This window comes from Bradyrhizobium sp. (assembly GCF_049581145.1).
Lineage (GTDB): Bacteria > Pseudomonadota > Alphaproteobacteria > Rhizobiales > Xanthobacteraceae > Bradyrhizobium.
Genome location: NZ_JBAURI010000142.1, coordinates 1 through 11,050, shown reverse-complemented (window position 1 = coordinate 11,050; position 11,050 = coordinate 1). Strand labels below are relative to the sequence as shown.

Annotated in this window: 10 protein-coding genes and 2 pseudogenes; 6 read left to right on the top strand and 6 right to left on the bottom strand. The window is 64.6% G+C overall.

Annotation, left to right across the window (positions count from 1 at the left end; translation table 11 throughout):
- The 3 genes and pseudogenes from WCB02_RS04715 to WCB02_RS04705 all read right to left on the bottom strand — a co-directional run.
- Positions 1 to 189: pseudogene (locus tag WCB02_RS04715) on the bottom strand (GNAT family N-acetyltransferase); the annotation flags it as partial.
- 124 nt (positions 190 to 313) lie between these two features.
- A complete protein-coding gene (locus WCB02_RS04710) occupies positions 314 to 1,456 on the bottom strand; it encodes a type III PLP-dependent enzyme (RefSeq protein WP_423956677.1) in 1,143 nt (380 codons plus the stop codon).
- 679 nt (positions 1,457 to 2,135) lie between these two features.
- Entirely contained in the window at positions 2,136 to 2,396 is a 261-nt protein-coding gene (locus WCB02_RS04705; RefSeq protein WP_423956676.1) for a hypothetical protein, read from the bottom strand.
- 135 nt (positions 2,397 to 2,531) lie between these two features.
- Between WCB02_RS04705 and WCB02_RS04700 the strand changes: the two genes are divergently transcribed.
- Complete coding sequence (locus tag WCB02_RS04700) at positions 2,532 to 4,640, top strand: M3 family metallopeptidase (RefSeq protein ID WP_423956675.1); 2,109 nt, start codon at positions 2,532 to 2,534, stop codon at positions 4,638 to 4,640.
- 34 nt (positions 4,641 to 4,674) lie between these two features.
- Here the strand turns inward: WCB02_RS04700 and WCB02_RS04695 are convergent, their stop codons facing one another.
- Positions 4,675 to 5,073, bottom strand: a complete 399-nt coding sequence (locus WCB02_RS04695; RefSeq protein WP_423956674.1) for an MAPEG family protein — start codon at positions 5,071 to 5,073, stop codon at positions 4,675 to 4,677.
- A gap of 87 nt (positions 5,074 to 5,160) precedes the next feature.
- On the opposite strand from WCB02_RS04695, the gene hemH reads away from it, so the two are divergent.
- From hemH to WCB02_RS04680, 3 genes are all read left to right on the top strand, one after another.
- Positions 5,161 to 6,198, top strand: a complete 1,038-nt coding sequence (gene hemH / locus WCB02_RS04690) for a ferrochelatase (protein ID WP_423956673.1) — start codon at positions 5,161 to 5,163, stop codon at positions 6,196 to 6,198.
- A gap of 318 nt (positions 6,199 to 6,516) precedes the next feature.
- Entirely contained in the window at positions 6,517 to 7,524 is a 1,008-nt protein-coding gene (locus tag WCB02_RS04685; RefSeq protein WP_423956672.1) for an SPFH domain-containing protein, read from the top strand.
- A 17-nt stretch (positions 7,525 to 7,541) separates the two neighbouring features.
- Complete coding sequence (locus WCB02_RS04680) at positions 7,542 to 7,988, top strand: NfeD family protein (protein WP_423956671.1); 447 nt, start codon at positions 7,542 to 7,544, stop codon at positions 7,986 to 7,988.
- A gap of 281 nt (positions 7,989 to 8,269) precedes the next feature.
- Here WCB02_RS04680 and WCB02_RS04675 read toward each other — a convergent pair whose 3' ends face one another.
- Positions 8,270 to 8,596, bottom strand: coding sequence for a winged helix-turn-helix transcriptional regulator (locus WCB02_RS04675; RefSeq protein WP_423956670.1), 327 nt, complete (start codon positions 8,594 to 8,596; stop codon positions 8,270 to 8,272).
- A 68-nt stretch (positions 8,597 to 8,664) separates the two neighbouring features.
- Here WCB02_RS04675 and WCB02_RS04670 point away from each other — a divergent pair, with 68 nt between their 5' ends.
- Positions 8,665 to 9,207, top strand: coding sequence for a carboxymuconolactone decarboxylase family protein (locus WCB02_RS04670; RefSeq protein WP_423956669.1), 543 nt, complete (start codon positions 8,665 to 8,667; stop codon positions 9,205 to 9,207).
- 88 nt (positions 9,208 to 9,295) lie between these two features.
- Here WCB02_RS04670 and WCB02_RS04665 read toward each other — a convergent pair whose 3' ends face one another.
- A complete protein-coding gene (locus WCB02_RS04665; protein ID WP_423956668.1) occupies positions 9,296 to 10,309 on the bottom strand; it encodes a KpsF/GutQ family sugar-phosphate isomerase in 1,014 nt (337 codons plus the stop codon).
- Positions 10,310 to 10,508: 199 nt separating this feature from the next.
- Between WCB02_RS04665 and WCB02_RS04660 the strand changes: the two are divergent.
- Positions 10,509 to 11,050, top strand: a pseudogene (locus WCB02_RS04660) (outer membrane beta-barrel protein); the annotation flags it as partial.

The following is an 11,050-nucleotide window of genomic DNA, read 5'->3' as shown; positions in this document are numbered from 1 at the left end:
CAGGGCAAGGCCTGCGGCGGGCGCGCGTCCGTCGCGGAGGCGCTGGCAGGTGCGCGCATGGCGATTGTCGCCAAAGCTGGCATCGAGCAGCGCTTCGCGCGCGACGACATCGGAGGCACGCTCGCTGCGGATCGCGAACGGAACGGGACTCGAAGTCGGGGCAATCTGGGTCTTGCGCAATTCGGTCATGGCACGTCAGTCCTCGCTCCGACGGTGAAGCGCGCCGCGGGGCGTTGTCAGCAATGTCACAGATGACGGGAGGAAGCCGGCGCGCCGGCTCCCGACTGTTCAGGCCTCAGGGAGGGAGGCAGGATCAGATGTGGTAGGTCCGCAGCGGCGGAATGCCGTTGAAGGCCACCGAGGAGTAAGTCGACGTATAGGCCCCGGTTCCTTCGATCAGCAGCTTGTCGCCGATTTCGAGTGTCACCGGGAGCGGATACGGCAGCTTCTCGTACAACACGTCGGCGGAATCGCAGGTCGGGCCCGCGAGCACGCACGGCGTCATCTCCGCCCCGTCATGCGGGGTGCGGATGGCGTAGCGGATCGACTCGTCCATGGTCTCGGCGAGACCGCCGAACTTGCCGATGTCGAGATACACCCAGCGCACCTCGTCCTCGTCGCTCTTCCTGGAAATCAGGACGACCTCGGACTCGATGACGCCGGCATTGCCGACCATGCCGCGTCCGGGCTCGATGATGGTCTCCGGGATCTGGTTGCCGAAATGCTTGCGCAGCGCGCGGAAGATCGACCGGCCATATTGCACGACCGGCGGAACATCCTTGAGGTAGCGGGTCGGGAAGCCGCCGCCCATGTTGACCATGGTGAGGTTGATCCCGCGCTCCGCGCAGTCGCGAAACACGCAGGAGGCCATCGCCAGCGCGCGATCCCATGCCTTCACCTTGCGCTGCTGCGAGCCGACATGGAACGAGATGCCGCACGGCTCGAGCCCCAGACGCTTGGCGCGATCGAGCACATCGACGGCCATTTCCGGGTCGCAGCCGAATTTGCGCGACAGCGGCCACTCGGCGCCGGCGCAGTCGTAGAGGATGCGGCAGAACACGCGCGCGCCGGGGGCAGCGCGGGCGATCTTCTCGACCTCGGCGGTGCAATCGACCGCGAACAGCCGAATGCCGAGCGCGAAGGCGCGCGCGATGTCGCGTTCCTTCTTGATCGTGTTGCCATAGGAGATGCGATCCGGCGATGCGCCCGCCGCCAGCGCCATTTCGATTTCGGCAACGGTTGCGGTGTCGAAGCAGGAGCCGAGCGAGGCCAGCAGCGACAGCACTTCCGGCGCGGGATTGGCCTTGACCGCGTAGAACACGCGGCTGTCCGGCAACGCCTTGGCGAAGGTCTGGTAGTTGTCGCGCACGACCTCGAGGTCGACCACGAGGCAGGGCTCGGTATCACGGCCCTCGTCACGGCGGTTGCGCAGGAATTCCCTGATGCGTTCGGTCATGGCACGCTCCAAACGGCCCCAGCGACGGAGCCCGTTCAAATGGTTTTCGGACCTGAGTTCGTCGGCGTTCCGCACGATGGAGACGCGGAAACGCCTTGGAATCAGACCGAATTGTGCTGCCGTGGATTGGTTGGGAATGCTCCCGCCCGCACACCTGGCAATGAAGGACAAGCCTTTTCAGTAGCCCGCGCCGGCGGTGGAATGCCGGTAGAGACCAAAAAAGCCCGATCCGTCGTTGCTTTAAGTCGCGTCCCCCGTTGAGAACGAGGTGCGCCGGTTCGCCTCCGGCTGCCAGTCACGGTTGCAAAGGATGAAGCGACCTTCAACGGCATCCCTTGAGAGAGATGCTGGACCCTCAAGTCGAGAACAACTTGAGCGCCCCTCGGTTCCTCACCCCTTGGCGGCTGTCCGGCCTCTTGTCCGGATACCTACCGACTGACACACGACCACAGGCACGTGCGAAATTGGGCAGAGACGGAAATAAGCGTTTTGAACTTGCTCCGCAAGAAATTTTTTAGGCTCGCGGCAAATTTCCCTAACGTGTGATTACGGCGCTCTCACACGCGCGCGATGGCGGAGACGAATCTGAACAGATGTTAAGTTTGATTGAGGAATCGTTGTCGAGGATGCGCCTGTCCCGCAGCGCTTTCTCGCACCACGCGGTCTTGCATCCGTTTGTTCACGCGCGCGTCGTGAACGGCTCGACGCGCTGCGCGGCGCGGATGAAGGCCGCCATCACGAAGACGCCGAGCGCGAACAGCAGCGCCTGCAGGATGTGCGCGCCGGTGTCGTCGAGGCCAAACAGGATCGCGAGCGCCCAGCCGCCGGCGAAGGCCGCGCCGAACACCTCGGCGCCGATCAGGATCGCGGCGCTGATCACGGTGACGACGCTGCTCCAGATGACGCGGCGGGGAGCGGTCGGGGAGCTTTGCAAATCCATGGATCTCATCCTGTCTCGAAGCGGCGCAATCTCTCCGAAAAGTGCGGCGCCAGCAAGCGCAAAAGGCCCAATAAAGCCCGATGGCGTGGTATAGCAGGCAGTACCCTGCCTGACGACAACAACGGATCCTTAGCGATGTCGGAAACCCCTGAAAATACGGCCCGAGATACGGTCCAGGATACGGCCCAGGCGCCAGCCAATCCGCTTCTGGTCGCCTGGCAGACGCCGCATCAGACGCCGCCATTTTCCGAGATCAGGCCGGAGCATTTTCTCCCCGCCTTCGAGCAGGCCTTCTTCGACCATGCGGCCGAAATCGCCGCCATCACCCACGATCCGGCCGCGCCCGACTTCGCCAACACGATCATCGCGCTGGAGCGCTCGGGCAAGCTGCTCGATAAGGTCTCGGCCGTGTTCTACGATCTGGTGTCGGCGCATTCGAACCCGGAGATCCTGGAGATCGACAAGGAAGTCTCGCTGCGGATGGCCCGGCACTGGAACCCGATCCTGATGAACGGCGTGCTGTTCGGCCGCATCGCGCTGCTGCACGACCACCGCAAGGGCCTCGAGCTGACGGGAGAACAGATGCGGCTGCTGGAGCGGACCTATACGCGCTTCCATCGCGCCGGCGCGGGCCTCAGCGAGGACGCCAAGAAGCGGATGGCCGAGATCAACGAACGCCTTGCCCAGCTCGGCACGACCTTCAGCCATCATCTGCTCGGCGACGAGCAGGGCTGGTTCCTGGAGCTGTCTGAGGACGACCGGGCCGGGCTGCCTGACAGCTTCGTCGCGGCCGCCAAGGCCGACGCCGAGGAGCGCGGCATGGCCGGCAAGGCCATCGTGACGCTGTCGCGTTCCGCCGTCGAGCCGTTCCTGAAAAGCTCGTCCCGGCGCGACCTGCGGGAAAAGCTCTTCAAGGCCTTCACCGCCCGGGGCGACAACGGCAACGCCAACGACAACAACGCCATCATTCCCGAGATCCTCGCGCTGCGCGAAGAGAGCGCCAAGCTGTTGGGCTTTCCGACCTTCGCCGCCTACCGGCTGGAGGATTCGATGGCCAAGACCCCGGAAGCGGTGCGCGGTCTGTTGGAGCGGGTGTGGAAGCCGGCCCGGGCCCGGGCGCTGGCCGACCGCGACGAGCTGCAGGGGCTGATTGCCGAGGAGGGCGGCAATTTCAAGCTGGCTCCCTGGGACTGGCGCTATTATGCCGAAAAACTCCGGCAGCGCCGCGCCAATTTCGACGACGCCGCGATCAAGCCCTATCTCGCGCTCGACAACATGATCGAGGCCGCCTTTGACTGCGCCTCGCGCCTGTTCGGCGTCAGTTTCACCGAGCGCAAGGACATCCCGGTCTGGCACCCGGACGTGCGGGTCTGGGAGGTCACGGACAAGGAGGGCCGCCACAAGGCGCTGTTCTACGGCGACTACTTCGCCAGGCCGTCAAAGCGCTCCGGCGCCTGGATGACCTCGCTGCGCGACCAGCAGAAGCTCGATGGCGAGGTGACGCCGCTGATCCTCAATGTCTGTAATTTCGCCAAGGGGGCCGATGGCCAGCCGTCATTGCTCTCGCCCGACGATGCGCGCACCCTATTCCACGAATTCGGTCATGGCCTGCACGGCATGCTGTCCAATGTGACCTATCCCTCGCTGTCGGGGACGAGCGTGTTCACCGATTTCGTCGAGCTGCCGTCGCAGCTTTACGAGCACTGGCAGGAACGGCCGGAGGTGCTGCAGCGTTTTGCGCGACATTACCAGAGCGGTGAGGCTTTGCCGGAGGATCTGCTGCAGCGTTTCCTCGCCGCGCGCAAATTCAACCAGGGCTTTGCCACTGTGGAGTTCGTCTCGTCCGCGCTGATCGATCTCGAGTTCCACTCGCAGCCGGCGGCCGGCATCACCGACGTGCGGGCCTTCGAGCGGGCTGAAATGGACAAGATCGGCATGCCCGAGGAAATCGCGCTGCGCCATCGGCCGCAGCAATTCGGCCACGTGTTCTCCGGCGGCTATTATGCGGCGGGCTATTACAGCTACATGTGGTCCGAAGTGATGGACGCCGATGCGTTCGGCGCCTTCGAGGAGGCGGGCAACATCTTCGATCCGGCGGTCGCCAAGCGCCTGCACGACGACATCTATTCCTCCGGCGGCTCGCTTGATCCCGAGGCGGCCTATATCGCCTTCCGCGGCCGTGAGCCGGAGCCGGATGCGCTGCTGCGCCGCCGCGGCCTGCTGGAGACGCCCAAAGCAGCCTGAGAAGCCTGCCTGAGACGGTTGCGCGACGCGCCGTTCAGATCGGCAGATAGCGTCGGATCAACGGCAGGAAGAAAATCGCGGTGTTGATGGCGAAGCCGAGATTCCAGAGGATCGAGCGCAGGCTCGGACGATCGCCGAGATAGGTCAGAATATAGGCGATGCGCACGATCAGGAACAGCAGCGCCAACTCGTTGATCAGGTTCTGCGGCGCGACGCGGAATTCGGCCAGCAGCACGGCGATCGCGAAGAATGGAAAGGTCTCGATGCCGTTCTGGTGCGCGCCCAGCGCGCGGGAGCGAATGGGATCCTGGTAAAAGGCCGGGTCGCGCGGCCTGGAATTGTCATAGTGTCGAGATCCGATCCATTTGATCGGTGCGATGGTCAATAGATAGAGCAATACGGTTGTGAAAATGCACCATTCGGCGACCGTCATACTTCCTCCCCGCGCTGTGGGTTAAGAGACTATCGAAAGCGCCATTATCTTGACAAGAATGGCACGACGCGCGAAGCCACGGACGATATGACAGCGGTTCTCCCCATCGAAAAAGCAAGACTGGCGGTCGAGGTCAGGTCGCCGCGCGTCGGCGTGCTGCTGGTCAATCTCGGCACGCCCGATACCGCCGATGCCCGGGGCGTGCGGGTTTACCTACGGGAATTTCTGTCCGATCCACGGGTGATCGAGAATCAGGGGCTGGTCTGGAAGCTCATCCTGAACGGCATCATCCTGCCCATCCGGCCACGGCGCAAGGCCCGCGACTACCGGAAGATCTGGAATGTCGAGAAGAACGAATCGCCGCTGAAAACCATCACCCATGCGCAGGCGGAGAAACTGGCCAGATCGATCGCCGACCACGATCACGTCGAGGTCGATTGGGCGATGCGGTACGGCAATCCCTCGATCCGCGCCGGCATCGAGGCGCTGATGGCGCGGGGCTGCGACCGCCTGCTGGTGGTGCCGCTCTATCCGCAATATTCGGCCGCGACATCGGCGACCGTCTGCGACGAGGTGTTTCGCGTGCTCGCCACCATGCGCGCGCAGCCAACCTTGCGGATCTCGCCGCCCTATTACGACGACCCCGATTATGTCGAGGCATTGGCGGTCTCGATCGACGGCCATCTGTCGACCTTGCCGTTCAAGCCCGAGTTGATCGTGGCCTCGTTTCACGGCATGCCGAAGGAGTATGTCGACAAGGGGGATCCCTACCAGGCGCATTGCATCGCCACCACGGAAGCATTGCGCAAGCGCCTGGGCCTCGACGCCACGAGATTCCTGCTGACCTTCCAGTCGCGCTTCGGCGGCGCCGAATGGCTGCAGCCCTATACCGACAAGACCATCGCGCAACTGGCAAAGGACGGCGTGCGCCGCATCGCGGTGGTGATGCCGGGCTTTGCCGCCGATTGCCTGGAGACGCTGGAAGAGATCGCCCAGGAGAACGCCGAAATCTTCAAGCACAATGGCGGCGAGGCGTTTTCCGCAATTCCCTGCCTCAACGACAGCGGTCCGGGCATGGACGTGATTCGCCAGCTGGTGCTGCGGGAGCTTCAGGGCTGGATCTGAAGCCGCCTGGTTGCCTGGCCAGAGCGTTATTCGATGCCGCTGAATCGGAAAATGCTCCAGTTGTCCGTTGGTGGTCGCCTTTTCTCAACGAGAGCCGGTGTCCAGCCTTGCGGAAAAATGCTCCAAAGCCGGGGTGTCGACGGCGCCCCTCAGTCGTCCCGCATCTGGCGGTCGCTGGACGGGACCATAGCTATTTGCTTTGAGAACAGCGGGTGAACCGGCGCAGCTGGTTTGCCGACTCAAAATAAAGGGCGTCGGCCGGCGGTGCTTGCGGCGAGGAATTGGCGCGGGCCGTCGTGTCCCGCCTTGGAGGGACTGATGTTCGGGTTCGATCTATTCGCGATTGTGTTGGTGCTGCTCGTGATGGCCACCCTGCTGGCCGGCGTCAAGACGGTACCGCAAGGCTACGACTGGACCATCGAACGCTTCGGCAAATACACCCATACGCTGACGCCGGGGCTCAACCTGATCCTGCCCTATTTCGATCGCGTCGGCCACAAGATGAACATGATGGAGCAGGTGATCAGCATTCCCGAGCAGGAGGTGATCACCAGGGACAACGCCACCGTGTCGGTCGACGGCGTCGCCTTCTTCCAGGTGTTCGACGCGGCCAAGGCGAGCTACGAGGTCGCCAATCTCCACGAGGCGATCATCGTCTTGACCATGACCAACATCCGCTCGGTGATGGGCGCGATGGACCTCGACCAGGTGCTGTCGCATCGCGACGAGATCAACGAACGTCTGCTGCGCGTGGTCGATGCCGCGGTATCCCCGTGGGGGCTCAAGGTCAACCGCATCGAGATCAAGGACATCGTGCCCCCCGCCGACCTCGTCGAGGCGATGGGCCGCCAGATGAAGGCCGAACGCGTCAAGCGCGCCGATATCCTGCAGGCCGAAGGCCAGCGCCAATCGGAAATTCTGCGCGCCGAGGGTGCCAAACAGGGCCAGATCCTGCAGGCCGAGGGCCGTCGCGAGGCGGCGTTCCGCGACGCCGAAGCCCGCGAGCGTTTGGCCGAAGCCGAGGCCAAGGCGACCCAGATGGTCTCCGACGCGATTGCCAAGGGGGACGTCGCCGCGCTGAATTATTTTATCGCCAGCAATTACATCAAGGCGTTCGGGCAGTTCGCGGACTCGCCGAACCAGAAGGTCATCATGCTGCCGATGGAAGCCGCGAGCCTGCTCGGCTCGCTCGCCGGCATCGGCGAAATCGCGAAGGCAACCTTCGGGGAGAGCGCGCAATCGGCGCAGGCCGCTGCGCGCCGCGCTTCGGTACCTGCGGCGGGGCCGACCCCGCCGCCGATGCCGCCAACGCCGCAGCAGCAATAGGAGCGCAGGGGGGCGTCATGTCAGAGATGTTTTATACGCTGGGCACCTGGAACTGGCTGATCTTCGGCGTCATCCTGATGGCGCTGGAACTGCTGGCGCCCGGCGTGTTCCTGTTCTGGCTCGGTCTCGCGGCGCTGCTGGTCGGGCTCGTGTCCTTTGTGCTGCTTCCGGCATGGCAGATGCAGCTTCTGATGTTCGCGGTATTCGCGGCGGCTGCCGTGCCAGTGTGGTTGCGACTCGCCCGCAGCAACGGCGCCGGCACCCTCAGCCATCCATTCCTCAACCGCCGCGCCGATGCCCTGGTCGGACGGGTGTTCACGCTGGAGAAGCCGATCATCGATGGCTCCGGCACGGTGCGGATCGACGACACCGTCTGGCGCGTGGCCGGCCCGGATACGCCGGCGGGCAGCCGGGTCCGCATCGTGCGGGCCGACGGCGCCAACCTGACGGTGGCCGCGGCCTGACCTAGTGGTTCCGGCCGCAGCGCGGCGTAACGACAACTTCCTGTGGTTATGGGTCCCCGCCGGAGCCTGTCATCGGGCGGCGCGTTGCGCCGACCCGTTGGCGGGGACGACGTCGAGTTTGTTGTCGGGCGGTCGCGCCAAAGACTCCACTGTCGTCCCGGCCTTGAGCCGGAACCCATAACCACAGCTCAATGAGTTGCGAAAGTTGCAGCCGCCGCCATCCTGTCTCGGATCGGTTCGTTGGTTCGAGATCAACCAGTCATAATCACTGTGATGAACCACTAGTCCTGCTTGCGCCAGCGCTCGGCGAAGCGATGCAGCGGCAGGAGATCTCGCAACAGCTCCCGACCGAGCGGCGTCAGGGCGTAGCCGTCGACGGTGAGGTCGATGAAGCCCGCCTCGCGCAATTCCGACAGCCGCGCCTGCAGCACGGTCGGTGAGGCTTCATCGCAGGCGGTGCGCAACGCGCGCGAGGTCAGCGCGCGGTCGCGCAGTTCCCACAGCATCCGCAAGCTCCAGCGCCGCCCCAACAGATCGAGCAGCGCCATGATCGGCCGCCCCGAGCGCGAACCGCGGACGGCGCGTTTTGTCACGGCTGATTTCGGCATCGGCCCTCCTTGCATATCGCTACAGATAATGTAGCGTTGCTACGAATATTGTAGCACTGGAGAGGGCCATGTCACGCATCGCGCCGCTTGAGCCGCCTTACGCGCCGGACATTCAACAGCAATTCGACCGTATCATGCGCGGCGCTCCGCCTCTGATGCTGTTCCGGGTGATGGCGCGCCACGCGCGGGCCTGGGACAAGTTCACCGCCGGCAGCCTGCTCGATCGTGGCCCGCTCACGCTGCGCGAGCGCGAGATCGTCATCGACCGGACCTGTGCGCTGAACGCCTGCGAATACGAATGGGGCGTGCATGTCGCGACCTTCGCCGGCCCGGCGCAGCTCAACGCGGACCAAATTCGCGCCACCGTGCGCGGGGATGCCGACGCGGCGTGCTGGTCGGCGGCGGAACAAGCGATGATCGCGGCGGTCGATGCGCTGAATCACCGCGTGACGTTGAGTGACGCCGAATTCGCGGCACTTTCGGCGCATTTCGACGCCGACAAGATCCTCGAGATCATGCTGCTTTGCGGTTTCTATCGCACCGTGGCCTATCTCGCGAACGGGCTCGCGCTGCCGCTCGAGGCCAAGGCGGCGCGGTTTCCGGCTGCTTGACCTCGTTCCGGAGCCCGAGAAGCGAGCCAACCCGGATCATGGGGCGCGCATTTCGCGCGACCCGGTGGCATCGTCCGGGATGAGAGGGTCAGGCCACTCCGGCCCGCAGCAGGCTGTGCAGATGCAGGATGCCGACCGGCTTATCGGCCTCGGTGACGATCAGCGCGGTGATCTTGGCGGCATTGAGCAGCTCCACGGCTTCGCTGGCGAGCGAATCGCGGTCGATGGTCTTCGGATTCCTGGTCATGATGTCATCGACCAGCGTCGTCATCAGATCCGGCCGCATCTGGCGGCGCAGATCGCCGTCGGTGATGATGCCGGCGATCACGCCCTGCGCATCGACGATCGCGACGCAGCCAAAACCCTTGGCCGACATCTCGACCAGCGCATCCGCCATCCTGGTGCCGAGCGGCTTCAGCGGCACGGCCTCGCCGCTCTCCATCAGATCGGAGGTGCGTTTCAGCATCGCCCCCAATTTGCCGCCGGGATGGAAATTGGCGAACTGCAGCGCGGTGAAACCGCGGCTTTCCAACAGCGCGATCGCCAGCGCATCGCCGATCGCCGCCTGCATCAGTGTCGAGGTGGTCGGCGCCAGATTATGCGGGCAGGCCTCGCGCGCCTTCGGCAATTCCAGCACGATCCGCGCCGTCGAACCCAGCGTGGAAGCCGCGTTCGAGGTCACCGCGATCATCGGGATCGCAAACCGCGCCGAATAATTCACCAGACTGGTCATCTCCGGCTGCTCGCCCGACCAGGACAGCGCGATGATCACGTCATCGGCGGTGATCATGCCGAGATCGCCATGGCCGGCTTCCGCGGCATGGACGAAGAAGGCCGGCGTGCCGGTGGAAGCCAGCGTGGCCGCGATCTTGCGCGCCACATGGCCGGACTTGCCGAGCCCGGTGACGATGACGCGGCCCTTGGCCTGCCGGATCAGCTCGACGGTGGCGGCAAACGCGGACCCGAGCGGGCCCTGCAGCGCGGTGACGATCGCGGCGATGCCATGGCTGCCAACCTCGAGCGTGCGCAGCGCCGATTGCACGGCGGCGTTCGCGTTGGCGGGGCCGGATGCTGCGGCCATCAGGACTTTGGTACTTGGCATGACTGATTTCCAGGGAGGTGGCTACCCCGCCGGCCTGCTTAGCACGGCAGGGCCCGCGAGGCGATCAGTTCGCGCGCCATTCTCAACCGCTCGTTAACCATAATTGCCTTAAATCGCTTAACGAACCTTTGCCGTCCTATCCGTTCCGCGTCCGGCGATTGCTCCATGAAGCTTCTGATTTTGTTGGAGTATTTTCATCGTGGCAGCGGGACCGGCGAGAGCCCGGACAAAACGCGCGCGCATTCTTCGCACGCTGTTGCCATGGCTTGCGCTGGTTGTCTTCGGCAGGACGCAAGCGACCGCCCAGACCCTCGACCTCTTCAACCCCGAACGCGGCGGTTTCGTCGCGCCGCAGGACCTGCCGCTGCGCAGGACCGCTGACACGAGCAATGTCAAGACCAGTGACGACACCGGCGCCGATGCCACCACCGATCTCTCCGATCCCGATGGCGACGCCACGCGACGCCAGCGCGATACAATGGCGCCGTCGCGGATCGGCCAGATCCCGAGCTACGGCGTGCCGGCCGCGAGCGGCGCCGGAAACACCGGCTTCGATTCGCAAAACCGCAACCGCAAGCTGCCGAAATATCATCCCGGCAAGCCCAGGCCGAAACCGCCGCCCGGTCCCGGCTCGCCCGAACCGACGCCACAGCCGGTCGACGCGGCCAGCCAGTTGCGGCTGTCGATCCCGCCCTCGGATGCCGCCAACAGGCCGCCGCTGCCGCCCGCGATGGCCGGCAC

Bases quoted from the DNA above. Each gene is read 5' to 3' on its own strand.
- WCB02_RS04705 (WP_423956676.1), bottom strand. From the start codon at position 2,396: ATGGATTTGCAAAGCTCCCCGACCGCTCCCCGCCGCGTCATCTGGAGC.
- WCB02_RS04710 (WP_423956677.1), bottom strand. From the start codon at position 1,456: ATGACCGAACGCATCAGGGAATTCCTGCGCAACCGCCGTGACGAGGGC.
- WCB02_RS04670 (WP_423956669.1), top strand. From the start codon at position 8,665: ATGTCACGCATCGCGCCGCTTGAGCCGCCTTACGCGCCGGACATTCAA.
- hemH (WP_423956673.1), top strand. From the start codon at position 5,161: ATGACAGCGGTTCTCCCCATCGAAAAAGCAAGACTGGCGGTCGAGGTC.
- WCB02_RS04695 (WP_423956674.1), bottom strand. From the start codon at position 5,073: ATGACGGTCGCCGAATGGTGCATTTTCACAACCGTATTGCTCTATCTA.
- WCB02_RS04675 (WP_423956670.1), bottom strand. From the start codon at position 8,596: ATGCCGAAATCAGCCGTGACAAAACGCGCCGTCCGCGGTTCGCGCTCG.
- WCB02_RS04665 (WP_423956668.1), bottom strand. From the start codon at position 10,309: ATGCCAAGTACCAAAGTCCTGATGGCCGCAGCATCCGGCCCCGCCAAC.
- WCB02_RS04700 (WP_423956675.1), top strand. From the start codon at position 2,532: ATGTCGGAAACCCCTGAAAATACGGCCCGAGATACGGTCCAGGATACG.
- WCB02_RS04680 (WP_423956671.1), top strand. From the start codon at position 7,542: ATGTCAGAGATGTTTTATACGCTGGGCACCTGGAACTGGCTGATCTTC.
- WCB02_RS04685 (WP_423956672.1), top strand. From the start codon at position 6,517: ATGTTCGGGTTCGATCTATTCGCGATTGTGTTGGTGCTGCTCGTGATG.